Below are 24,463 nucleotides of genomic sequence, written 5' to 3' on the forward strand. Positions count from 1 at the left end.
ATGATTACTTACGACAGACTATGGGAAACTCTTAAAGCTAAAAATCTGTCTGTCAATCAGCTGAACAAGCAGCTTGGCGTCAGCAAAGGACAGATTTCACGCTTAAAAAACAATATGAATGTCAGCACCAATACGCTTAACCGATTATGTGCTCTCCTTCATTGTGACCTTCCGGACATTATGGAATATCACTATGATCCATCCGACTTATCCAACATCCAAAGAAAAAAATAAATTCGAATCACAACACGAAAATCGCGAGTAAAGACTGTGTTTTGCCTAAACTCGCGCTTTTTTGTTTTTCATCTCACATTTTGAGGAGGATTTGATGATGGAAAAAGGTATTGGATTAATTACCATTCTCCAGACTCTTGCCACTCAATCAGACAAGAGTCACCCAATTAAGCGCACCGATATTATCAAAAGAATGGAAGAGGATCATGAAGTCACGATGGAACGAAGATCTTTCTACAAGGCAAGGTGTCTTCTGGATTGCATCGGTTTCTCATCACGATATGATGATTCTAAAAAAGGTTATTATCTGGATCCACCCATTCTTGAGCGTAGCGAAGAATTGATGCTCTGGAATGCCATTCATAGTGCCCGGTTTCTTTCAAAATCGGAGTCCGAAAGGCTATTCCAGAAAGTAAATAGATTCTGTTCACAGCCTCATTATCAAGAATTCCTGGAAGAAGTATATATGCCCAATCCTAAGAAGACCACAAATAGCGAAACTATGCATAATATTGAAATTGCAGAGCAGGCTATCTTACATAAGATAAAAATGTCATTCAACTATCTCCATTTCAACGACGATCTAAAGCTTGTAAATAAAGATGATGATATCCGAATCATCGAACCCCGTTACATTGTTTATGCTGATGCTCGTCCTTATTTAATCGCTACTGGCAGAAAGGATCAACAATTCACTCATTATCGCCTTGACCGAATAAGTAAGGCCCGCCTCTTGAATGAGCCTTCAAATCCAGATTTCAAAATGGATGACGCTTACGTTTATGCAAACAACAAATTATTCATGTTCAGCGGAGAAATGATTAAAGCAACAATCAAATGCGAAAGGCGGATCCTGGACTCCATGGTTGATATCTTTGGGACGGATCTTATTCTACGTACACCTGATCCCGATCATTACGAATTTTCCGTTAAAGTCAATCGAAACGGTATACTCTTTCTCGGTCAACAATTCCTAGATGCCATCGAAATCATGTATCCCGATGATATACGGAAGGAACTGCATAAGCGTTTGGAAATTGCAGTACAGAATTATACATAAAGTTTGGGGCAATTTGCCCCAAGTGCTAATCCATGGTTTTCTTTATCAGTTTTGCATATTCTTCAACACCTAGAATTACCATCTCCTGCTTACCCTTGTTCTTTAAAAATACCGGTTCTCCAAGTTTTGTGAATTGCCAGATGTCCATGGAGTATCTTTCAAAATCGTTTATCTCGATCTGCACGCCATTATTCATTACACCGGGAGTTATACCCAATAAAGTGTTAAGTATTGTATCTAAAGAATAATCAATCAGTTCATAAAGCTCATCATCAAAACCGTCAATACTAACAATGGCGTCGGTCAGCACCTCTGACAATTGAGCGATAAATGCTGAGGATTCAAATTCCTGCTTCAGGTCTGATTTCAGGTTTCGTATTTGGAGCAACTTATGAAACTGTTTCTCATTCAGCTCCATTTTAAAAGCTACCGGAATCGAATAAAATGTTTCCCCATTTCGTACCGCAAACGGCGGGTTTGCGGACGCGGAGCGTCGGCACTTTTGGAACCGCCTCGACGGAGACCGCGACGGTACCAAAGCGGCGTGGCTGAAAATTCAATGGGTAATCTAGTGAGAAGTTGTATGAAAGAGCAATGATCCGGCTTTCCATTCATGAAAAGGTAGTATCAAGTGTCGAAGGTGCCAGAAATAGGATGAAAGATTCTGAAGGCTTCACGGTACATTGAGAAAGGACAACTGCCGCAGGGAAAAAATCGCTGCAGCTGAGTATATCTCAAAGAACTACGTATCCCTCACCGTAAGAAATATCCAAAGACGGATTAGGGACTGAAAGAAGAACACATGAGTCAGAGATACAGCACTAGGAAAGATCCCCGAGCCTGACAGACAGCACCATCAACAGACTGTTTTAAAAAGCTCAAGACATAGAAATACAGGGAAACGTCATGCAACTGATGGACTTTACTGCCGGACTCAAATCGCATGTGCAACCAGTGCAATAAAATTGATAAGCTTATTCTTTTCTTCTGGTTCCAAACCGCCGTCGCTCCGGTACCAATTTCCCGCCGGAGTGGTTCCACTGAGTTCCGTCGAAGTCTCCCCAAATGTCCGCTGTTTGCGCGTACTGCTTTCTCCGTTTTTTGATTGACTTTCATGGCAATTCTCCACAATCTGCGTTTCCAAAAATCATGTCTCTATAAACTGTACGATCCCACCTACTCATCTTTCTATAAAGCTTGTGTAGCAAATGGTTCTTTTGATCAGTATTGATGTCACCCGCCAGATTAATTAGTCGACTTATAAACAGTATTTCCTCAACAGTCAGGTCACCATTTTCAAGATAATATCCCTTGCCTGGAACATAGTGCGATATACAGCCTATATATTGAAGTTTTTCAAAAGTGGCATACAGTGTCGGTCGACTAATAGACATGCCATATTTTTCATGTAGCAATTCTCGCAGTTTACCAGACGACAGAGGATGTTTCTGGTTTGCGTATTCCTTCAATAGTGCAGCAACCATGTACAGGCATAAATTCTTTTGCATATCTTGTCCTTGCAAATCCTCACACAAAAAATAGCAGATACCGTTCTGTTTTAGTATCCGCTCTAAATACCTGTGGTTTCTGAAGGAAAAGTATAACTACTTTAGCAAACCATCATGCCTGCCCATAGCCCTTTGAGATCTCCTTTACAGGCAGACTTGTCGTTTCTTCTCTGGCAGGGAAGGAAATATCAACAACTTTGGTCAATAATACTGTTTCGACAAACAGCCCATTCACTAGAGTAACTTGAACTTCTTCAGTTGTAGCTTCTTTAATTTCCTTTGTGTTAGAAATATAACCGGAATGATTAGATCCATCGTTCAAAGTAACAGTTATAAATCGATTCAGATGTGGTAGTATATCTTCTTTTTTCATTTCCTATAGTTAGTGTTATGAGCCTTGCACCATATTCTTATAAAACACCTTTTGGAAGAATTCTTCCTTTTTAAGCAGTAATGGTACAGAGTCTATAAGTACACTTAGCAGGTCGTGGGAATATCCAGCATATCTTCTATACTTATCCGGATTTCCACTTAAATCGGATTCCCCAGAGTATATAGTTGCTATTTCTTTTTTTAATTTTTCTAACTCTGTTTTTAAATTCCCGTATACTCTGCTATCCTTTTGATCTGCAAATAGTATTTCAAAACAATCCTCAAATTCCTCTATAAGTCCAAACTGATTGTTTACTTTAATCAAAGGAATCATTCTGTGATTCGAATAAGCAAAATCCTTCTGATATATTTCTTCATAATCACCCAGGATATGAACGTAATAAAGCAAACGAGAAAACGCAATACATTTATCTGCATATCCAAAAAACAGTTTACCGGACAAAAGTCCAAAATCAAAAGTCTGATTAACCGTAGTCAGCAATATCTTTTTTCTTAAATCAAAATTCGACTTTTTTACAAGATCATCATCCAGATATCGATCTTCAGTGTACTTATAATCCCATCCTTGATGCGTATACCATCTATGGCTTGTTGAGTTTGCAGTAAAATCAAACTCTGAAACTGTTTTGGGTAATCCGGTGATTTTGAAAGTGTCTCGTAATTCTGTAAGATAATTATCTCCCGATTTATTAAACTGATCTACTGACAATGCTACAGCATCATTCAATGCATCAAAAGCATCTGTATTGGAAACATATCCAGTTTCTCCAAACAGAATTCGCCTTGTAATATCATTATGACCACCTTTTTCTCCGGCATTATATGCAAACACTGAAAAGCTAAAACTTTGCCCTAAGAGAAATATACAGATTAATGTATACAGTAGTTTTCTAAATTTCATTATTTCACCAAATTAAATTTAATATCATCAAGTACTTTTAATTTTTTGGTTACAGCCACGTTATATTTGATAGTAAACGGCTCTGCATTGCTTCCTGGGACGGAGTCAATAATCACTTCCACAACATCATTATTTTTAAACTTGTATTTTTTATATGTTGAACTTACAAACTCCACTTCAAATTCTTGAATACTCACTTTCTTTTTTCGATCAACTTTCTTTACTGTCCAATCCTCAAAAGTCGAAGTAGTACCATCAGCGGAATGTATCACAATTTTGATCGTAGTAGCATTAGACACAAGATTTGCAGGAACAGTAAGGGACTCTGTATCTAGAGTGCAAACGTAATCTATCTCTACTTCATTTGTTTTATTGAACCAATAGCAATTATCTAAAATGGCATCTAAGAATAATGCTTCTCCCTTTGCTCCATGAAGAATCTTATCCACTTTACTCTTTTCAACGGATGAAAGATTCAATATGTCAGCAAGTGAAAACAGAAGATCACAATTTAAATATAACGGTTCATATACAGGAGGCAATTCAATCTTTCTGGCTTCTTGCAGAAGTTTATTGTAATTATTGATATCCTTCTTTTCTTCTTTCGTTGCATCTTTAGGAACATCAACTTTTTTGACATCTTGCATATATGCTGTGTTCATGCTCTTTTGCTCTTTTATTAAATATGTCACATTATTTAGAACAAGATCATAGGCTTTTCTTAAATCATCCTTGTCATTATTAACAGAATATAAATACACGTATGTCTGAGCGGCAAAGTATCTTAATGCCCAATCGTCCGTATCAATATTGTTATCCAAATCTTCTAAATACCCTCTAACTGTTTTTTCTAAAGTATTCTTGTTTTTAATTGTTTCTTTTGCAGAATAAATTGCCAGAGGTAAAACATTGGCGTAATCATGATCTTTTCTGAAGATACGAGTTTGGACTGTCACATACTTATCCACCGCTTCTAAGCATTTTGTATAATTTTCGTTTTCATAATAGCTTTGTGCCAAAAGAATCCAATATCCACCGAAATGTTCATATTTTGCTTTGTTTGATTCGAGGGACTGTATCCTCAAAGTCGGATTAGTTTCATTTCGATATTCAACAAAGTCATTTACGCTTTTTTCACTAAGTGTATAATCACCTGGAAGATTGTTTTCTTGAACAATATCAACCATGTAATCAAAGAGTTGTTTTCTGCTTTGATGTAAAGCTGCAGATGCAGCATCATCAAGCGCCCAGTTATCCTGAAGATACTGCATATCCGCTTGAGCCATTGCTGAATCGTAACTCGCTTTAGAATCTATGGCCATATATACTACAGAAGCTATTACCCTTTTCCAGTCGAAAGACATTGTAGCGCTCAATAAACCAACCGGATTAGGAATTGCAGACCGCAAAGCTTGAGCTTTATTCTGGTCATAAATATACTGAAGTCTTTCTCTTTTCACATCGATCATTCGATAATCTTCAATGGTATCAAGCATATAGTCTAATTGGATCTGTGTTCGATTATCGATTGCTGATGGAAACGTATTACTTATCAAAGAATCATATGCTTCTTCCAAGAAAAGTCGACTGTTTTTTGACGCATTGATTTCCTGATTCAGTACAGTCAAATAATTAAGCATTGCTATTGAGTTTAACTGTTTATCACTCAATGAGTCTTCTTTGTTGTCACTCACTTTAGTCTCATCTTGCGACTCTCCATCTTCAGCAAATACCGTAGGGCACAAACAAGTAAATCCAATGAGAAATGCAGCAAATATTTGAACTAATAACTGTTATGTAATGGCCGATGTCAAGTGATAAATTAAGGTGCTCTGAAAAAACTTCTGTTGGTATGCTTGATCATCAACGATCCTCTTCTGTTAATTCTTCTTTTGCGGCTGGAGTGATAATCAACCGGATCAAGGGCACGGGGAAAGAGCTCCGAATGTAACAGTTCGCGGTACTTAGCCATTCTGTTATACGTGTATCAGGGATCAGCTGCTCATCCCACCCCACAGGCCAATGGTTTCGCCGCCAGCTCTGCTGTCTTAAATCGTGGTTCACAAGGAGTATCTGTGCCGTAAAAGTTAGATCGCAGATAGCTGAACCGTCCAGTTGCTCCGGCGGCTCTTTCCCGATACCCTCGATGCCCGTCTGTATCTGGTTATTTCCTGTTCCTGAAATCAATATACTGTGCTTCTCAAATCCTTATCCATGCAGGCAGGTAATCATGCGAGTGCTGTGTGAATGTTCCCGGTCATCATTCCCCAGATAAAACACGCAAGTTCCCGCGCTACCGCAGTGACTGCCTTATTGTGAGATTTCTTATTGGTGAGGACAAGCTTGTAATATCTCTTTCTCAGCCGCTCGTTGGCTTTATCTGCGTAGGCAATCACGGCTTCTTCACATCCTTCCTGGCGTTTCTTCAGTGCTGCGGATTTGCTTTGCCGTGCCCTTGAGAATGATTGCGACGCTTCGACCAGAAGCCGCCGCAGAAAGGTATTTCCCTGCCTGGTGATCAGAAGAGCAGTGTTGTGATCGCCACTGTCCAGCCGGCCGGAAACCAGTCCAAGGAATGACGCAAATCCCTTTGCTTTAATGAATCTGCTGAAGTCTCCAATCTCAACGATCAGCGCCAGTGCCGTGATTTCTTTGATCCCTTTGAAGCAGATGAGCTTATGTACTTTCTCGCGGTACTTATCTGTTTCTGCAATTTCGACGATCCTCGCATCCAGCTGGGTAAGCTTTTCTACAGCGTGCTCATAAGACAGCAGATATTCATCCAGCGTCTCCTTCAGCACGCCTGTGAGCGGCAGCGAATTCAGCCAATTCAGATGTTTCTGCGTCCAGTAATTTCTGCCTTCCGTATAGTGATATCCATGCCTGTGGCAGAGGGCACAGATCTGCTGCTTGATTCTCTTCAATGCCTGTTTGTGATCTGTTCTCATGCGGATGAAATCACGGACGGCTTCATCCTCTTCATCAGGAACGTATACTGCTTTGTATTGATTGTTCTTAAGGCTCTCAGCGATCGCAATGGCGTCACGCTTATCCGTCTTTACTTTCCTGCGGCGATTGACCTCGGTACCTACAATTGTTGAAGGAGCCATGACTACACACTCGATCCCACGATCCTTCAGCTGCCTGTAGAGTTGGAATCCCAGGCATCCGGCTTCATATCCAACAATGATTTTGGCATCATCCCCATGCTGTTTAGTGATCGCATTGCAGTATTTGATGATGCTTTCAACGGATGGGGAATAAGTGTTAACGTTAGTGGCCCGGAGATCATCCTTCCCCCAGGTAGCCAGTGTGAAATTGGTGGTGTGTGCGTCGATTCCTACGTTGTATACTGTCATTGTAATGGCCTTCCTTTCTTGTATGAGTGCAACTTCCCTCTGCTTTGTAGACCAACATAAGTATATTGGGATGATCCTCGGTGCTACAAGTTGAGGGAGGCCATTACATATTGTCTTAACTTTACGATTCATATAAATAACCTCGCTCACAAACTATGATTGCTGGGTAACATTAGGAAATAATGCCTTCAAGAATTCAGATAAGGTCACTTTTCCATCAGATTCTTTAGAGATTTTTTCAAGAATTTCGATTGTCTTAGGCAAGTATTGCTTAAACAGTTTTGCAATTTCGCTTTCCCAATCAATTCCGTCAATCTGAATATCACCAGTGTACATTCTTTCGAATACAGCAACCGATATTTCACCTGCGGCAAAAGTAATTGATCCAGCTACAAATGCATTTAAAACGGTGGCAGCAACATTTAATCCAGGCACCGCTTTAATAGCATTTAGTAAAGCTTTACCTGCTATTGTAGTTCCTCCAACTTTTAATATTTGATTGATTACCTCATTAGTATCCGATTTATCTGATACTCCATATGTCTTCGCAATTGAAGTCATCATTCCAGTTTGAAGAGGAACTAATATGGTTGCATCCGGAATAGGAATCGGCACAGCACCGACGGTTGTTGCTGCAACAGTAGATCCTGCAACAACTGAATTTGCCATATCTCTTTTTAACTTAAGATCCAAATTCTTAATTGTATCTTCCGCAAGCTTTTTAGCTTCTGGTGCCAATTCGTTGGTACGCTTAACAAGAACATCTAATCCTTTTTGCGGAACACTGACTTCTGAATTGATTTGATACGTTTTTGCAACAACCGGAATAATATCTCTTACATCTAGTTTCTTCCTATGTTTTATGTTGTATTCACTAATCGCTTCTTTTGCCATTGCAATATTGTCATTGATTTCAACATCTGAATATGACTTAGTAAACACCACTATTATCGGCACATTTTTCCAGTCATTCGTCACACTCTTTATATATTCTAGGACAACATGATCAATTCTTTTTACTGTGCCATCTACACAAAACCAGATCATGTGAATGAGCTTATCTACTTCACTCTTCTTTACCCCTTGTTTGCAGAATTTTGCCAAATCGCCTTTTATACGATTCTGCCTAAAAAACCCGTATTCATAACCCACAGAATCAATCATTCGGAATGGCAGTTCATCCTTTTGATATACAGAGATATTTTTCGTTACCGCATGGCCATTTCCTGTTTTTGCAACTTCCTCATCAAAGATTGCATTTATCAAAGTGCTTTTTCCGCATCCGGAAGTTCCTAAAATCAGCACATTGATTTTGTTATCATCCATATCAATAATCTGCTGATACCTCGGCTGTTTTTTGCTTCCCGCTTTTGCATTTGCCATTTTTTATCACTCCCCCATCAATTATTGGACTGTTCCCCATGGGAACGGTCAATCAATCCATTTCTCCGACGGTTTCTCTCCACTCAGATAAATTCATATTTGTCTGCTTCTGAATCCATCTGGAGAGATCGTCCTTTGCAATCAAGTTATACTTCCCGACTTTGGAATAAGGGAGATTGTCCTGATGCAAATATGTATGTACAGTTCTGGTTGTTACCCGCAGGATCTTAGCTACTTCAGCCACTGTGTAATATCCTGAAGGTGTTTTCTGACGGTGAACTATCATTTTCTTCATTCTTCTTTTCACCCACCCCTGTTTTTCTATTCCTGGTTCTTAGTCCGATCTTTTAAAATCAGAAAGTATATCAGACGCTATGCCATAGTCTTTCATCAGTTTTTTCTTGATACGCGAATATTCATTCTCAGCGATCTGTTTTTCAGACAGCAACGTTTTAAGATATGCCAACTGCATCGAATATCTAACCAGTCTGTCATCTGCCGTCGAATTGATGACAGTAGCTTTCTACTCATCCGGCTGCTGTTTCGCTTTTTCAGCGTCATCAAGTTCTTTCAGCCGGCGAATCCACTTCGCAAAGCTTCCGTTTTCCAGAAACTGTTTATATGTCCCATCAGAGAAACGCTCAGCTCGGATAATTCCAACCATAAGGGCAAGCACACCTTGGCCATCCCAATCAGACGCATCGGCTGCTTCCATCTCTTTACCGTTCCAGTCCACACCGCGTTCCTTCAGGACGTCATAGTAATGATTAAGATTTAGTTCAGGATGCTCTTGAACGATTCTGTATATTTCTTCCTCCAGTTCCCGAGCCACCCTTCCGTACACAACAAACGGTAATACATATGGATGTTCTTCAGATCCATCTGCCTCCGGATCCGAATGCCAAAGACCTGACTGGACCTTACCGCTTTCCAGTTCGGGCAGAAAAGAAATCAGTTTTTCATACATGATCTCATCCTCCAGTTTCATTATCACTGCCGGAGATGACATTTTTCATGACACCGGCGGAGAAAGTGCTGAAAGTATTCTACAAACATTATATTTCAACGATGATTTCAATGATAGTTTCAATCATCTTCAAGCGATGGTTTCCTTTGTGAAATCAATCCTGGAATGAAGAAAACCGCTTCCCTATCGCAGGAAGCGGCATTTCAGACCGGTATTCGGCGTATAACTGACGTTATGCGAAGTAGCAACAAATCACAAAGTGATTAATCCTTTTCTATCTCTGTGGTTCTCATATATATATGCTTTTTACATATCCGCAAACATAAATAGGGTATAATAACTTAAAAATCCTCATTTGCACCAGGGTGGTGGAAGAACGGGTTACAGTGCTGATCCAAGGCTATAATGATCGTGTCCTGGAAAGGGGACAGATCAGGAAGTCTCCAGGAGTTGATTAGCGCTGACTTGGCGGTTTCGTTAGTCAACTCCTGGAAACTTCAAACCGCCAAACAAATGAATAATTACAAGAAGAACCGTCACTTCTGGGGACGGTCCTTGAGAAAGCTTGAATGGGACAAGTACCATGACCTTTCAGATTCTCAAAAGCTCATTTCTCATACCATTCACGAATGGTATGATGCCAAACACCCAGAGTTTTCGGCAGATGAAATCAAATTTCTGAATAACAGAAATATTGAATCCTGCGCGCATTGCGGCAGCACGAATTTCATCAAGTATGGTTTTTATAAGAATGGCATGCACTGTTACCTCTGCCATGATTGTGGGCATAAGTTTTCACCTATTACCAACACAATATTTGATGATCGGAAGATTCCTATCTCCGAATGGATTGAGTATCTTCTGTATCTGCTTGAATTTCATTCTATTAATTCATCTGCCAGGGATAATCGAAACGCCGAAAGCACAGGCAGATACTGGCTGAAAAAGGTATTTTTCGTTCTGAATGGAATTCAGGATAACATTGTGCTCAAAGGGAAAATATACCTTGATGAAATGTTCTTCCCTGTCATAAAGAGAAGAACGATTACGAAAGACGGAAAGAAACTTCGCGGCATATCAAAGAATAAGATTTGTGTTGTCGCAGCACACGACGAGCACGGGACAAACCTCATCATAGTTGAACATGTCTCCAAGCCCTCCCGTAAAAGCACATGGGCAGCGCTCGGGAATCATATACAGCCAGGCTCTAAACTGATCCACGATGGTGACAATTCGCATTCTGTTCTGATCGAGAAACTGGGTTTGTCAGAAGAGATCCATCTCACAAAAGAAACGAAGGGGTTGCCTGACGAAAAGAATCCGTTAGACAAGATCAACAGCCTTCATGCTCTGGTAAAGCAATACATGCGCATGCATGGAGGATACAACAGAGAAGATTTACAAGACTGGATGAATCTAATCTGGTTCATTCTTTCCAAGCCGGACAACAGGTATGAAAAGATCGATTTATTTCTCAACATGGCACTAAACGCACCAGGAAAAGTGCGATATCGGGACCGGATGGTTAAAAACGTCAATAAATAAGCCTATGACTACCACCCTGGTGCAAATGAGGATTTTTAACTTAATTTAATTATAATACTCTTCAAGTCATCTTTTTTGGAATCGTGGAAATGGTCAATTTTATTAAAATACAGCAATAGCTTTTCCACAAAACTATCATAGATTGGGTAGTCCAACGGATAATGATGACTACAGTATTTCGTGGCAAAGGAATAGAAGTATTTTTGCTTTCCGCTGATCACAACATTGGCAATGTCATCCACTAATAGCGTATCTCCAGATTTCAACCTATCATCAATATCCAATGACAAAATATGCTTTGCTACCGGAAATACAGAAAAGATGTTTGTACTGTAAAAATCATTTAATGTACTGACCTTAATGAGAATATCGCTAATGTCCTTGTTTTCGGGGCATATCTTGAAAAACAATTTGTCCAGTGCATCTTCCTGTAATCTATAGTTTTCCAAATTATCCCAATATTCCAAGTACTTTAACACTTCTTCTCTACACGGTTTTGGTACATTCACTCTTTCATTTCTCATTTTTCTCTAATACCGCAGATTGATTTTTCTTTTGGTATTCATTAATGCCGGTGCAAATGAATCTTTCAACCGCTACAGTTTTTGATAGTCCTGTATCCTGACAATACTTTTCCAACTTTTCGACTATTTCATTTTGGAGATAAAACGTTGCGTTTCTACCATCTTTTTTTGGCTTTGGCATATTCATTACCTCTTACTGTAAGGCAACTGAGTTTTCATTACGGAATGATCTATATATCTCACTAGCAAATACACCCAGCACCTCTTTTTTAATCTCGTCGTTGTTCAGTAATAATGTGAAGAAATCTTGATTCTGCGACAGTCCTTCAACAAGTGCATCATCAATGTTGTCGAAATATGTAAATTCGAAGTTGTTCTGATCATTTACAAGTGCAGAAGCTTTCAATTCTTCTGAATCCATCAGGATATCTTTGATCTGCAGCATTGCTTTGACGGCTACATCAGTATTCAGATTCTTTCCTGCCCGGGCATTAATATCAGCAATAATATCGGAAAGCCTTCTTTCTTCATCTTCAGTCAGATTGATCTCTGCCATAGGAAGACGAACATCCGGCTTGGATTCAACCTTCTTTTTATGAGTACCTGTATTCTTTTGTACAAAGCCATCAGCCTTAATCTTATCGTCAAGATTAAATCCGTTGCCATCACTCTTCACTCTCAGATAAGACACAAGATAATTTACATAGTTGTACTTTTTATGCAGGTCTACATCTTCAAAGCTGGAAATCAACAGCAGGAATTCATAGAAGCGAACAAACTTTCTTAAGGTCAGATAGCATTCACGCTGCTTGATCTCATCAAATTGATCAAACAGCTTTTTACTCTTCAGAAGATATGCATTTACCTTTGCTTTGATATCCGTTGTTTTCTCTCCTGAATAAAGAACATCATTAAAGATAATCACATCATCCGGATCAATGATGTTATAGTCATCAACCTTATTCTCAAGATCATAAACTGTAGCAGGAGTAACTGTGTTACAAAGCATTGTCGTGGTGTAATACGGTTCAAAAGCTTTGATTATATCTTCGTATTCGTTTATGAAATCCAATATGAATACTTTTTTATCATATGGATCACATGTGCGGTTCAGACGACTAAGTGTCTGTACCGCATTCACTCCTCGAAGCTTTTTAAGGACATACATTGCGCACAATTTGGGCTGATCAAAACCAGTTTGATATTTATTGGCAACAATTAAGACCTGATAGTCGCCACTATCAAATACTTTTGCAGTTTTATCCTCGCTGAAGCCATTTATAGATCCTTCGGAGAATTCGGCACCTTCAAACGATTTGTCGACACTCTTTCCAGCGACCTTGCCAGAGAATGCTACAAGTGCGTGAATATCCTTATATCCTTTTCGATTAACATAGTCCTCAAATGCCTGGCGGTACTTAACGGCTTCTGCCCGGGATGATGTAACGACCATGGCTTTAGCCTGACCGCCAAGTTCGTTCATCACATTGAGGCGGAAGTGTTCAATTATTATTTCAATCCGCTGAGAAATATTCGTCTCGTGTAAGGCAATAAAACGGGCAATCTTCTTTTTTGCTGCGTTATTCTTGTATTTCGGGTCGTCCTCAATTGCTTTGTTGATTTGGAAGAAAGTCTTATATGTTGTATACGACTGCAACACGTCCAAAATGAAGCCTTCTTCAATCGCCTGTTTCATGGAATACACATGGAATGCTTCTCTTTTGCCGTATTTATTGGCACGTCCAAACAACTGCAATGTAGTAGCTTTTGGCGTTGCAGTGAACGCAAACATTGAAACATTCTCCTGTTTGCCGGTTTTAGAAATCTCATCCATGATGAGGTCTTCTGTATCCATATTGAACTCATCGGATTCATAATCGATATTGTTACCCAGTGCTTTAGTTACAGCAGCCATGTCTTTGCCGGAAGTTGAAGAATGTGCCTCATCGATGATTACCGCAAAATGCTTGGCAGATAGTTTTTTGACTTGGTCCGTAATATATGGGAATTTTTGAATTGTCGTAACAATAATTTTAGCTTAATTAGCGACTTGGTGATTTTCTTGAGCACTGTACCTGATGAGGTACAGTGATTATGGGATATCAGCTTAGACTACCTGTATAAAGAGGTAGAAAACCATGTCAGATATCGAAGATCTTCAGAAAATTACCAGTATGTTTTCCAGTCTGTACCAGTATCAGAAGGATAAGCTCCTGTCTGATCTGGAGAATTGTGCCATCCTGAATAAGACTTCTCAGAGTTACTGCATCAAGGTATGCCCTAAGTGCGGTTCTGAGACTCCGAACTGGACCAGAGGAGGCAGAGCCAACTCTGGAAAGCAGATGCTTCTATGTCATTCCTGCAATCACAGAACTGTGGTCGACTATGGACAGCTTACCTACTATTCCCAGCAAGATCGTTCCAAATGGGATCAGCTGATCAAGGATACTCTTCAGCAGGTTCCGATTCATACGACCGCTCAGAATCTTGGCATCAGTACCTATACTGTCTGGAGAATGCGGATGAAGTTCTTGCACGCTCTGGAATCTATTGCCAGCGAAACTGTGGTTTCAAACGAGATAGAGATGGACGAGAAGTATATTCTGAACAGCCATAAGGGCGAGAAACGAGAAGATGTTAAGCCGCGCCACAGAGGAGAGAAAGCCTCAAAGCGTGGCCTTTCCGATGAACAGGTATGCCTCGTCACTGCAGTCCAGAGAGAAGGAGACGCAGTACTGAGAGCTACCAACATGGCTACTCCGAAAGCAGAGGACATTGCTAAGATTGGTCCGAACTTTGCAGAGCATAGCTTTGTATGGATTGATGGCAAGACTGCCTATCAGAAAGTCCTTGCTTGGAAGAACTGCGAATTCCGAGTTCTCGGTGATCACAAGTCCTATACTTCCATCGACCACCTGAACAATGTTAACTCCTTCCATTCCAAGATTGATGAATGGAACCGTGGGTACAGAGGAGTGGCAACGAAGTACATCAACAGATATGCTGCACTGCTGGTAATGGTAAGAAAGTATGCAGGAATGCATGCCGATGAGGTACTGCTGAAGGTCAAAACAGTGCTCAACGGCGTTTCAGACTTCTTCAGGATCTGCGATATGAAGGCTACTGACCTATTTGCCTATTAGGCTAGATCACCAACCTGCAAATTAAGCCATAATTTTTGTATTGCCGTTTAAAGCCCTGGCCAGATCGGCAGAAGAACATTTATCATCCATTACTTTAATCAGTCCAGGCTGGTGATCCAGCTTACGAATAGCATCTTGCAACTGCCTGTCAACAACAATACGGTCAGTAACGATGATGATATTATCAAAAATGTTCTCATTGTCATCTGTATGCAATGATGACAAACGGTGTGCCAACCAGGCAATCTCGTTTGTTTTACCGGATCCGGCACTATGCTGGATTAAATAATTCTGTGTTGTCTTGTTCTCTTTAACATCTTCCAACAACCGGCGTACACAATCTAACTGATGATACCTGGGGAATATAATCGTTTCTTTCCTGTCCTTTTTACCTGTTAAAGGATTCTCTTTTTCACTTATCTCAATGAAGATGAACTTGCTAATCAGTTCCAGGATCATATCCTTCTTCAGGATATCTTCCCACATATAGTAAACAGAAAACTTATCTTCAAATACAGGATTACCTTTTCCCTGATTGATCCCGGTACCGTTACCCATATTGAACGGAAGGAAATATGTACCCATTCCGTTTAATCTGGTCGTCATGTATACCTCATTCAAATCCATGGCAAAATTTACCAAGGTTCCAGCCTTAAACAGGAATAAACGGTTCTTAGGGTCTCGATCGGTACGATATTGGGTTATTGCATTGCTATAATCTTGTCCGGCCATATTGCATTTCAATTCAAAAGACATGATCGCAAGGCCATTCAGAAATAGCACAACATCAATCCGTTCTTTATCTGAGATCCAAACTTCTTCCATTGCGGAGAATATGTTTTTCTCATATTTCTGCATCAATTCTTTATTGAAAGAAGTTGCCGGCTTTGTATACATCAGTTCCAACCGTACATTAGACAGTTCAATTCCATGCTTCAAAGTATTGATTAAAGAACCGTTCTTTTGAGTAACAGCTGTATTAATGCAGGCTATGATCGTATCCTCAGTATCTGCTTTATAGATCTTCCTTAACTTTTCCATCTGTTTTGGCTGTGTTTCATCCAGGAACTGTATCAGGAGATCCTTATCTACAGCATGTAACCGATCATAATTTCTAGCATCCCGTATCAAATACCCATTTTCATTTTTCAATTTGTTTAGAAGAAAAGTCTGGTACTCTTTCTCCGATAATATAGTATTCATCGTGCTACGCCTCTCTATCTGAACATCTCATCGTTCCATACCAACTGTTATGTAATGGCCGATGTCAAGTGATAAATTAAGGTGCTCTGAAAAAACTTCTGTTGGTATGCTTGATCATCAACGATCCTCTTCTGTTAATTCTTCTTTTGCGGCTGGAGTGATAATCAACCGGATCAAGGGCACGGGGAAAGAGCTCCGAATGTAACAGTTCGCGGTACTTAGCCATTCTGTTATACGTGTATCAGGGATCAGCTGCTCATCCCACCCCACAGGCCAATGGTTTCGCCGCCAGCTCTGCTGTCTTAAATCGTGGTTCACAAGGAGTATCTGTGCCGTAAAAGTTAGATCGCAGATAGCTGAACCGTCCAGTTGCTCCGGCGGCTCTTTCCCGATACCCTCGATGCCCGTCTGTATCTGGTTATTTCCTGTTCCTGAAATCAATATACTGTGCTTCTCAAATCCTTATCCATGCAGGCAGGTAATCATGCGAGTGCTGTGTGAATGTTCCCGGTCATCATTCCCCAGATAAAACACGCAAGTTCCCGCGCTACCGCAGTGACTGCCTTATTGTGAGATTTCTTATTGGTGAGGACAAGCTTGTAATATCTCTTTCTCAGCCGCTCGTTGGCTTTATCTGCGTAGGCAATCACGGCTTCTTCACATCCTTCCTGGCGTTTCTTCAGTGCTGCGGATTTGCTTTGCCGTGCCCTTGAGAATGATTGCGACGCTTCGACCAGAAGCCGCCGCAGAAAGGTATTTCCCTGCCTGGTGATCGGAAGAGCAGTGTTGTGATCGCCACTGTCCAGCCGGCCGGAAACCAGTCCAAGGAATGACGCAAATCCCTTTGCTTTAATGAATCTGCTGAAGTCTCCAATCTCAACGATCAGCGCCAGTGCCGTGATTTCTTTGATCCCTTTGAAGCAGATGAGCTTATGTACTTTCTCGCGGTACTTATCTGTTTCTGCAATTTCGACGATCCTCGCATCCAGCTGGGTAAGCTTTTCTACAGCGTGCTCATAAGACAGCAGATATTCATCCAGCGTCTCCTTCAGCACGCCTGTGAGCGGCAGCGAATTCAGCCAATTCAGATGTTTCTGCGTCCAGTAATTTCTGCCTTCCGTATAGTGATATCCATGCCTGTGGCAGAGGGCACAGATCTGCTGCTTGATTCTCTTCAATGCCTGTTTGTGATCTGTTCTCATGCGGATGAAATCACGGACGGCTTCATCCTCTTCATCAGGAACGTATACTGCTTTGTATTGATTGTTCTTAAGGCTCTCAGCGATCGCAATGGCGTCACGCTTATCCGTCTTTACTTTCCTGCGGCGATTGACCTCGGTACCTACAATTGTTGAAGGAGCCATGACTACACACTCGATCCCACGATCCTTCAGCTGCCTGTAGAGTTGGAATCCCAGGCATCCGGCTTCATATCCAACAATGATTTTGGCATCATCCCCATGCTGTTTAGTGATCGCATTGCAGTATTTGATGATGCTTTCAACGGATGGGGAATAAGTGTTAACGTTAGTGGCCCGGAGATCATCCTTCCCCCAGGTAGCCAGTGTGAAATTGGTGGTGTGTGCGTCGATTCCTACGTTGTATACTGTCATTGTAATGGCCTTCCTTTCTTGTATGAGTGCAACTTCCCTCTGCTTTGTAGACCAACATAAGTATATTGGGATGATCCTCGGTGCTACAAGTTGAGGGAGGCCATTACATATTGTCTTAATTAATGTTGATATCAGCTTGTTTCTCTCTGCTATTTCTTTTTTTCCAAATGTTTCATATGGCTTGAAATCAAGATGATTGTTATTGATGAATTTAATGAATTGTGGATTATTGATATATGCTGCCGGCCCTAACGATTCAGTAAAGATATTTCCTTCAGTAGAACAATACTTCTGAAGCTTATAACCATATCGTTCATCACTCAGGCTGGAATTAATACTTTTACGGAGAAGTAATAACGCACCAATATCATTTCTCCAACGACGGAAATCCAATTGATCGGTATATTCGTCAGTGAACCATTCATAATGATTCGTGATAATATGTTCAACCTCAAAAGGATTCCGGGTTTTTGTATCCATGTAATTGATATAGTTTGAAGAAACACCTGTTTGTTCTTCAATGTATCCGGTTATTCTGGCAATAATGTTCTTGATATATTTTTTTGTGAAATTGTTCAAGCCAAATGAAGGGATTACTTCATCAGGGTTATAATTCAGTTTCGAATTGAGTTCTAACAACTTACTCTTTAGTTCAGATACATCCAGGTTCCTTAGTTCTTTAACATAATTGAAAACTGCATTTTTGATAGTACTGTAATCTACAGACCAATACCGTGTTACACGAGAGGTAATATAAAGATCAATAAACCTTGCTGTGAGATTGATCTTTTCTTTGATAATGTCCAACTTATCCTCGTATTTGATTGGCGCAAGTAAAAGCATCGGCTGCAATGTAAAATTCAGCTGCGCATTATAGAATACATATTTCAATTCTTCCGTATAAGTGTTTTCAGCATTTTTGATAAGTGTATATACTTCAGCAAACTTAGAAAACTCATCGATGAAATGTTCATAATCCTCAGAGTTATTTAATCTAAGTTTACTTCTCTCGTCACGAACCCATTTATGGAAAGGACCACCGATAATATCAAAATCCTGGTTTACCGCGCCGGCTTTTGTTTCACGAATAGTTATTGCATATTTGGCACGCAACCAAGCTTTGATGAATGTGTCGTCCCCTTGATCATCATCTTTTCTAAGCATCAGGACTTTTTCTTTCCACAGATTATTCTTGTTTTCCCTGTTAGTATCATTACTAATTTCAGAAAGAATATATCCTTTCAGCATTTCGGTAGGAGTCAAACTAAGTCCGCGGTCATTCATTGTCACAAAAACTTTATGGGCATCTTGTTCAGTATTTGCAACGATTTCAATGAAGAAAACTTTATCGCAAAGCCAGTCACAGAAATGCTGCAAGTTATCATTTGTAATAACTTCTCCCAAGGATGATTCCAGTAATTCGGTATATCTGTCATAAAGATTCTTTACTGATTCGCCATAGTTTGTCGGATCAAAATCTTTCCCCTCAAATAAAGCCTTAATACACTCTTCTCGATCTTCAACGGATATATTAAATGAAGCTGTTCCGTGTGACTCGGAATAGATCATACCTTCGATTGTTGTATTCTTTTCCCCTATTGCTTTTAACCGGTTATTCAGATATATCAGAAGCAATGTTAAGGACGAGAGACGCTGCTGGCCATCGATTATTGCATTTTCTCGGCCAGCAAGAACAATGGATCCCATGAAATAAACACCATAATCATCTACGTCATGTCTTGTGTGATCGGGTCTATAAAAATCTAAGAATTCTGATGTTAAATCATCGATCAATTCTTCCATATGCTTCTTTTGCCACATATATTCACGCTGATAATAATGAATTGAATACTTTGTGTTCAGAAGAAGCTGTTTTAAACTCTTCGGGGATCCATCTATTTTCTTCATTTTCTTCTCCTTACAATATCTTTCCAAATATCACGCCAATGATTGCGCTAATTACTCCTACAATCAGCGTTCTCCAGAACTCACGTTTTTTTTCAGTTCGCTTATCATTTTCTTGCTTTTTGATATCTGCCCCATACGCCCAACCATTGTTCAGGATCTGCATTTCAGCAGGAACATTATCTGCCCAGAAAACTGTAATCATTCGTCGATCTTTGAGTTCTTGAAACTGACTTCTAATAACAGCATCAACATCAGGACTCATGTTTTCAAACCGTGTTCTCCAGTAATTGGTATCCGGATTATTATTCTCATTTCGATGGGAAATGATCTCGTCCAACAAATTTTCAGCACCTATTGATAATTTTTCCATTAGCTATCCTTATAAACTGTAGACATTTATTTTTTCCATTTGCCTGTATTCAGGTCAATAAACTGTTCAAGTTTTATTTCTGCGGTAAAACCACCGCCATATTCTCCGGCACGGGTCTGATCATCATACTTGAAGCCGATGTTATAGAGTTTTCCGGTCTTTGTTCTGCGGATAAGATCGTTATCCAGAAAGAACCGGATCACTCTCTTATGATTTGCTGTATCGTCGCCGTTCAGATAGAAACAGGCAACGCCTTCGTCAGCATCGGAATGCTTGCATTCATAGACGATTCCATCCTCAATGGCTTTCTGGCAGATACCTTCCACAAACTCACGGTTTCCGAAGAAATACATCCACTTACCGCACTTATGACGGTCAAGCAGTTCTTCCTTGCCGCTGAGGTAAAAGACCCAGCCACCATAATTAAGCGTCTGCATTCTTGTCTTCGTCCTTTAGAAAATCGCTTAGGCTTCCTTTATAATTTTCTGTCACACCCTTGACGATGATCAGCTTGTCTTCCGGAATTGCAGCCCTCATACGCTTTTGTAACTGACCGGTCACAAGAGAGTATCGGCTGTTATTCAGAATGTATTTATCTCCATAGCGTTCAAGGATCGGTGTCCAGTAATGGATATACTGATTGTTACGGACGTGTCCGTTACCTGCATTACCTTCCTGAAGATCTTCTTCCAGAAACTGCCGCAACAATTCAATTTGTGTCATCTGCGCCATTACGCCACCTCTTTCTTGCCGGTCACATACTCATAGATCAGAGATTTCTTGTATTCTTCAATCACTTCTAACTGGCTTTTCTTTGCATCAATAGAAGCAGTTATCCGCGAAGTTTTGTCGTCTAAATAATCAGCAATCTTCTGCTGTTCATTCTTCGGTGGATATGGAATATACGTGTTTCCAAAATCAGCAAACGCTATATTCTTACCATCACGCAAACTCATCGTGTAGGAATTCATCTTATCGATGAATATCTGCGTTTTGAAGAAGTATTTATAATATCGATCATCAATACTGATGACTGGATAGAACACTTGGTAGGCTGGAGATACGACACCCTCATACTCGCTGTATTCAAATCCACCTTGAAAACTTCTCAAACTAATAACGTATGCACCTTTGTGAACAGTTTTCAGTTGATTGAAGTCAGTTTTGTCATTTAGCTTCACGGCATTGAATCCAGAGAGTTCCTCATATAAACTTTGTGGGATTACACCGTAATTCTGTGTTGGCGACAGAAGCTGTAAATTGATAGTATTGCCTCTATCATTCTTCTGAACAAACAGATATTTTCCTTTTTGCAGCGCCCACTGAACAGGCATTATTCCTAACCATTCGTATCCGCTATCCTTCATCTCAACATTCGGATCCAATCCCTTTGTCACAGCTTCCGTGATAACAGACTTCTTGTATTCTTCCAACGTATCGATCTCTTCCTGGATCTTCTTGGAAATCTCATCAATCTGAGAACACTTGCTGTCGAGGAAATCGGCGATGCGATGCTGTTCGGAGAGAGGAGGGATCAAAACAAAGCTTTCTCTCAACCAAGGCACGAAAATATTCCGTTGGATTGTTCCGACACCACGAGATGACAGTTCGTACTGCTGAACCATCGACTTATCTCGAAGCAAATACCCCATATAAGACGGATCACAATCCTTGCCCATTGTATAAATCACATACGCCGGACTAATAATTCCGTCATATTTCGATACTCCAACGGAACCTCTCCAAGCCTGTTGGTTGTTCAGTACAAAATCGCCGTTATTTACAACTTGGTAATTTGAAAGATCTTGACTTGGCTTATGCACCTGCATACCTGTTGAATCAGAATAAGAAATGACACCTCTATCAAGATAAACAGATAACAGTTCGCCAACACCACCTGATTTCACACTTTTTAAAGTGAAGACACTCTTTATTTTCTTTACATCCCAGTTGCTTGGTATTGCACCAAAACAAGCATATTCACTATTCATTTCTCTACTCATCCCAGCAACTCCTTGATCTTCTGATCTACTTCCTTGTCAAGTTCAATGAACCTTGCAAGCAGTTCTTCACTCGGAGTCGGCTGCTGATACTTGTAGAAATACCTTGTGAACGGGATCTCCGCGCCGATCTTTACAGTCTTCTGGCCTCTGTCATCCATAAAGGACGCTTTTTCATCTTTGCCTTCAAAGAACCACTTTGCATCCGGAACGTGCGGCAGGACTTCCTTTGCCATATAATCATCGATATTCTGCTTCCAAGGAACGATCTCTGTATCCTTGGTTTCTTTGTCGTAAATGATGCCTTTCTTATCCCTCTGGATCTCGGCGTTCTTGTCCATTACAGACAGTCCATCAACGACTTTTTTGATCAGCTTCTTATCGATTACACCCGTCAGGAGATCCTCCAGGACGGCCTCAAAATCGCTGACATTCAGCCAAATCTTGTCGGAGGCATTGTTCCTCAATATGCCAAGAACATCCTCGTAAACGTCTTTATTCACGTTGTAGGCATCGAGTTTCTTCTGTTCTTTATCCGTCAACGCTTCTTCCTTGTTTTCGAGTTCGTATACCTTGGATTCGTCATAGAGAGAGGACAGTGATCCCTTGGAAATCATTGCTTCAATGCGTTCTTCGTTGACCGCATAGGACCTCTGTAGTGGCTGCATAACCATATATTCACGGTAAATGAAGTCTGTGTTGTCATAGATCTTGGACAGTTCATTCTCCTCAAACGCGGTATAGAGGTTGGTGATCTTCACGCGATCATCCGGAGACAGTTCATTCTTCTTATTACCGACAGCCTTACGCAGCTTATGGCAGATACCAGAAGCGTCAATCAGCTGAACCTTTCCTTTGCGTTCCGGGCGCTTGTTCTTAGAGATGATCCAGATATATGTTGCAATGCCCGTGTTATAGAAAAGATCTGTCGGCAGCGCGATGATTGCTTCGATTAAGTCACTCTCCAGCATCCAACGCCGTATCTGTGACTCACCGGATGCTGTACCTCCGGTAAACAACGGGGAACCGTTCTCGATAATGGCAAGACGTCCGTTATCCGCCAGCTTTGCAATGGCAGATTGCATAAACAGCAGCTGGCCATCTCCGCCACTGGGAAGACCTGCGCCCCAACGACCATTCATGCCCTTCAGATACTCTTTACGTACAGCCTCTTCCTGTCCTTCTTTCGCATCTGCACCTGACCAAGGTGTCCCGAACGGCGGATTTTCAAATCCAAGGCGCATTTTGATACCCTCAAAGCAATCTTCCTTGAACGTGTCTGCCTGGCGGAAGTTTTCGCCAGTCTGATCCTTTATCAACATTTCAGCAAGTCCGATAGCATGTGTTACAGGGTTGTATTCCTGTCCGAACAAACGAACATTGCAGTTCGGATTGTAATGTTTCAGATAAGAGTAGGCTGTCGTAAGCATGCCTCCGGTCCCGCAAGCCTGATCAAATACGGTAATTTCCTTACCTTCTTCAAAAATGTCATCACAGCCTTCGGAAATCAGAATGGATACCATTGTCTTGATGATGTCACGACCGGTGTAGAACTGTCCGGCTTCGATATTCTGGAAGAAACGTCCGATCAGGTTTTCAAAGATGTATCCCATTTTGATGGAATCATATGTCTTCGGTGACAGATCCAGTTCAGAGAAAGCTTTAACTGTAGAGTAAAGGCAGCCACCTTTGGCCATTTTGTCGATTTGTGCATTAAATTCCAGTTCAGAGAAAATGTCTCTTACATTTGCGGAGAAGCCGTCGATATACGCCTTCAGATTTGCTGCAATATGATCTGCATCGTTACACAGTTCCTTCAGATCATAATGACTGGTGTTATAAAACTGATATCCGGAAACACGATACATTGCCTTTGCCGGATATGCCGGATTCGTTTCGAACGTTTCTATAACTTTCTGCTTTGTAGGTTCAAGAGTGCATTCAAAACGACGAAGTACTGTCATCGGAATGATGACATCTCCGTATTTGTCCGGCATAAAGGTGCCGCGAAGTTTGTTGGCAATTGACCAAATGAAATTAGCTTCACTAGTTATATCAACTGGATTATCATCCCATAGAATATCAAATTTATTCATATTCCCTCCGTTATTCTGTTTTCAATAATATTGCATAACTCTTAGTACAAAAAACATTCCTGTAACAATTATACATTTTACATTTTTGCATTTAAATAACATTGAATAATATTATGTGATATTAATTATCGACTGTTTTGGCGCATAATACTTCATCTACACAAAACCAGGCCAAATTTGACTTGATCATATGGATTATCGTGATCTTTCTTGAGTATCAGCTTCATTCCAACCCGTAAACTGTTTGCTAACATAT

24 protein-coding genes are annotated in these 24,463 nt (G+C 40.5%); 4 read left to right on the top strand and 20 right to left on the bottom strand.

Annotated features, from left to right (window positions below):
- Together C7E00_RS12655 and C7E00_RS12660 are read left to right on the top strand one after the other, a co-directional pair.
- Entirely contained in the window at nucleotides 1-234 is a 234-nt protein-coding gene (locus C7E00_RS12655; RefSeq protein ID WP_105304601.1) for a helix-turn-helix domain-containing protein, read from the top strand.
- A gap of 94 nt (nucleotides 235-328) precedes the next feature.
- Entirely contained in the window at nucleotides 329-1,294 is a 966-nt protein-coding gene (locus tag C7E00_RS12660) for a helix-turn-helix transcriptional regulator (RefSeq protein ID WP_105304602.1), read from the top strand.
- A 25-nt stretch (nucleotides 1,295-1,319) separates the two neighbouring features.
- Here the strand turns inward: C7E00_RS12660 and C7E00_RS12665 are convergent, their stop codons facing one another.
- The 10 genes from C7E00_RS12665 to C7E00_RS12720 all read right to left on the bottom strand — a co-directional run bounded on the left by C7E00_RS12665 (nucleotide 1,320) and on the right by C7E00_RS12720 (nucleotide 9,805).
- The gene (locus C7E00_RS12665) at nucleotides 1,320-1,712 is read right to left on the bottom strand and encodes a hypothetical protein (protein WP_105304603.1); all 393 of its coding nucleotides are present in this window, start codon (nucleotides 1,710-1,712) and stop codon (nucleotides 1,320-1,322) included.
- A 694-nt stretch (nucleotides 1,713-2,406) separates the two neighbouring features.
- Nucleotides 2,407-2,802: a hypothetical protein gene (locus tag C7E00_RS12675; protein ID WP_105304605.1), complete on the bottom strand. Its 396-nt coding sequence runs from the start codon at nucleotides 2,800-2,802 to the stop codon at nucleotides 2,407-2,409.
- Nucleotides 2,803-2,914: 112 nt separating this feature from the next.
- Complete coding sequence (locus C7E00_RS12680) at nucleotides 2,915-3,175, bottom strand: hypothetical protein (protein WP_105304606.1); 261 nt, start codon at nucleotides 3,173-3,175, stop codon at nucleotides 2,915-2,917.
- 15 nt (nucleotides 3,176-3,190) lie between these two features.
- Nucleotides 3,191-4,096 carry a hypothetical protein gene (locus tag C7E00_RS12685; protein ID WP_105304607.1) on the bottom strand — a complete coding sequence of 302 codons (906 nt, stop codon included), beginning with the start codon at nucleotides 4,094-4,096 and terminating at the stop codon, nucleotides 3,191-3,193.
- Nucleotides 4,096-5,790 carry a hypothetical protein gene (locus C7E00_RS12690; RefSeq protein WP_135358227.1) on the bottom strand — a complete coding sequence of 565 codons (1,695 nt, stop codon included), beginning with the start codon at nucleotides 5,788-5,790 and terminating at the stop codon, nucleotides 4,096-4,098. Before C7E00_RS12690 ends, C7E00_RS12685 begins: the two co-directional genes overlap by 1 nt.
- Before the next feature lie 534 nt (nucleotides 5,791-6,324).
- Entirely contained in the window at nucleotides 6,325-7,455 is a 1,131-nt protein-coding gene (locus C7E00_RS12700; RefSeq protein ID WP_105304609.1) for an IS110 family RNA-guided transposase, read from the bottom strand.
- Between the two features lie 153 nt (nucleotides 7,456-7,608).
- Nucleotides 7,609-8,838: a GTPase gene (locus C7E00_RS12705; protein WP_105304610.1), complete on the bottom strand. Its 1,230-nt coding sequence runs from the start codon at nucleotides 8,836-8,838 to the stop codon at nucleotides 7,609-7,611.
- A gap of 52 nt (nucleotides 8,839-8,890) precedes the next feature.
- Complete coding sequence (locus tag C7E00_RS12710) at nucleotides 8,891-9,133, bottom strand: helix-turn-helix domain-containing protein (protein WP_105304611.1); 243 nt, start codon at nucleotides 9,131-9,133, stop codon at nucleotides 8,891-8,893.
- 39 nt (nucleotides 9,134-9,172) lie between these two features.
- On the bottom strand, nucleotides 9,173-9,349 hold the full coding sequence (locus C7E00_RS16695) for an SHOCT domain-containing protein (RefSeq protein WP_338022645.1): 177 nt from the start codon (nucleotides 9,347-9,349) through the stop codon (nucleotides 9,173-9,175).
- A gap of 12 nt (nucleotides 9,350-9,361) precedes the next feature.
- On the bottom strand, nucleotides 9,362-9,805 hold the full coding sequence (locus C7E00_RS12720; RefSeq protein ID WP_105304613.1) for a DUF6508 domain-containing protein: 444 nt from the start codon (nucleotides 9,803-9,805) through the stop codon (nucleotides 9,362-9,364).
- 450 nt (nucleotides 9,806-10,255) lie between these two features.
- Here C7E00_RS12720 and C7E00_RS12725 point away from each other — a divergent pair, with 450 nt between their 5' ends.
- Entirely contained in the window at nucleotides 10,256-11,350 is a 1,095-nt protein-coding gene (locus C7E00_RS12725; protein ID WP_167836597.1) for an IS1/IS1595 family N-terminal zinc-binding domain-containing protein, read from the top strand.
- A gap of 35 nt (nucleotides 11,351-11,385) precedes the next feature.
- Here the strand turns inward: C7E00_RS12725 and C7E00_RS12730 are convergent, their stop codons facing one another.
- From C7E00_RS12730 to C7E00_RS12740, 3 genes are read right to left on the bottom strand one after another with little or no spacing between them, the layout of a single operon-like run.
- Nucleotides 11,386-11,859, bottom strand: coding sequence for a hypothetical protein (locus C7E00_RS12730; protein ID WP_204378628.1), 474 nt, complete (start codon nucleotides 11,857-11,859; stop codon nucleotides 11,386-11,388).
- Nucleotides 11,860-11,863: 4 nt separating this feature from the next.
- Nucleotides 11,864-12,055 carry a hypothetical protein gene (locus C7E00_RS12735; RefSeq protein ID WP_105304615.1) on the bottom strand — a complete coding sequence of 64 codons (192 nt, stop codon included), beginning with the start codon at nucleotides 12,053-12,055 and terminating at the stop codon, nucleotides 11,864-11,866.
- Nucleotides 12,056-12,067: 12 nt separating this feature from the next.
- Complete coding sequence (locus C7E00_RS12740) at nucleotides 12,068-13,906, bottom strand: type I restriction endonuclease subunit R (protein WP_167836619.1); 1,839 nt, start codon at nucleotides 13,904-13,906, stop codon at nucleotides 12,068-12,070.
- A gap of 106 nt (nucleotides 13,907-14,012) precedes the next feature.
- On the opposite strand from C7E00_RS12740, the gene C7E00_RS12745 reads away from it, so the two are divergent.
- Nucleotides 14,013-15,017, top strand: coding sequence for an IS1595 family transposase (locus C7E00_RS12745; protein WP_105304617.1), 1,005 nt, complete (start codon nucleotides 14,013-14,015; stop codon nucleotides 15,015-15,017).
- A gap of 21 nt (nucleotides 15,018-15,038) precedes the next feature.
- Here the strand turns inward: C7E00_RS12745 and C7E00_RS12750 are convergent, their stop codons facing one another.
- The 7 genes from C7E00_RS12750 to C7E00_RS12790 form a co-directional block, all read right to left on the bottom strand.
- The gene (locus C7E00_RS12750) at nucleotides 15,039-16,220 is read right to left on the bottom strand and encodes a type I restriction endonuclease (protein ID WP_105304618.1); all 1,182 of its coding nucleotides are present in this window, start codon (nucleotides 16,218-16,220) and stop codon (nucleotides 15,039-15,041) included.
- Between the two features lie 482 nt (nucleotides 16,221-16,702).
- Nucleotides 16,703-19,741 (bottom strand): IS110 family RNA-guided transposase, encoded by a 3,039-nt coding sequence (locus C7E00_RS16395; protein WP_204378629.1) that lies wholly within the window; start codon nucleotides 19,739-19,741, stop codon nucleotides 16,703-16,705.
- A gap of 10 nt (nucleotides 19,742-19,751) precedes the next feature.
- The gene (locus C7E00_RS12770; protein WP_105304619.1) at nucleotides 19,752-20,111 is read right to left on the bottom strand and encodes a hypothetical protein; all 360 of its coding nucleotides are present in this window, start codon (nucleotides 20,109-20,111) and stop codon (nucleotides 19,752-19,754) included.
- Nucleotides 20,112-20,137: 26 nt separating this feature from the next.
- Entirely contained in the window at nucleotides 20,138-20,548 is a 411-nt protein-coding gene (locus C7E00_RS12775; RefSeq protein WP_105304620.1) for a hypothetical protein, read from the bottom strand.
- The gene (locus C7E00_RS12780; RefSeq protein WP_105304621.1) at nucleotides 20,535-20,843 is read right to left on the bottom strand and encodes a hypothetical protein; all 309 of its coding nucleotides are present in this window, start codon (nucleotides 20,841-20,843) and stop codon (nucleotides 20,535-20,537) included. The genes C7E00_RS12775 and C7E00_RS12780 overlap by 14 nt, the downstream gene beginning before the upstream one ends.
- Nucleotides 20,843-22,114: a restriction endonuclease subunit S gene (locus C7E00_RS12785; RefSeq protein WP_105304622.1), complete on the bottom strand. Its 1,272-nt coding sequence runs from the start codon at nucleotides 22,112-22,114 to the stop codon at nucleotides 20,843-20,845. The genes C7E00_RS12780 and C7E00_RS12785 overlap by 1 nt, the downstream gene beginning before the upstream one ends.
- The gene (locus C7E00_RS12790; protein ID WP_105304623.1) at nucleotides 22,111-24,207 is read right to left on the bottom strand and encodes a type I restriction-modification system subunit M; all 2,097 of its coding nucleotides are present in this window, start codon (nucleotides 24,205-24,207) and stop codon (nucleotides 22,111-22,113) included. Before C7E00_RS12790 ends, C7E00_RS12785 begins: the two co-directional genes overlap by 4 nt.
- Between the last annotated feature and the right edge of the window lie 256 nt (nucleotides 24,208-24,463).

This window comes from Anaerolactibacter massiliensis (assembly GCF_900290205.1).
GTDB lineage: Bacteria > Bacillota_I > Bacilli_A > Erysipelotrichales > Erysipelotrichaceae > Bulleidia > Bulleidia intestinalis.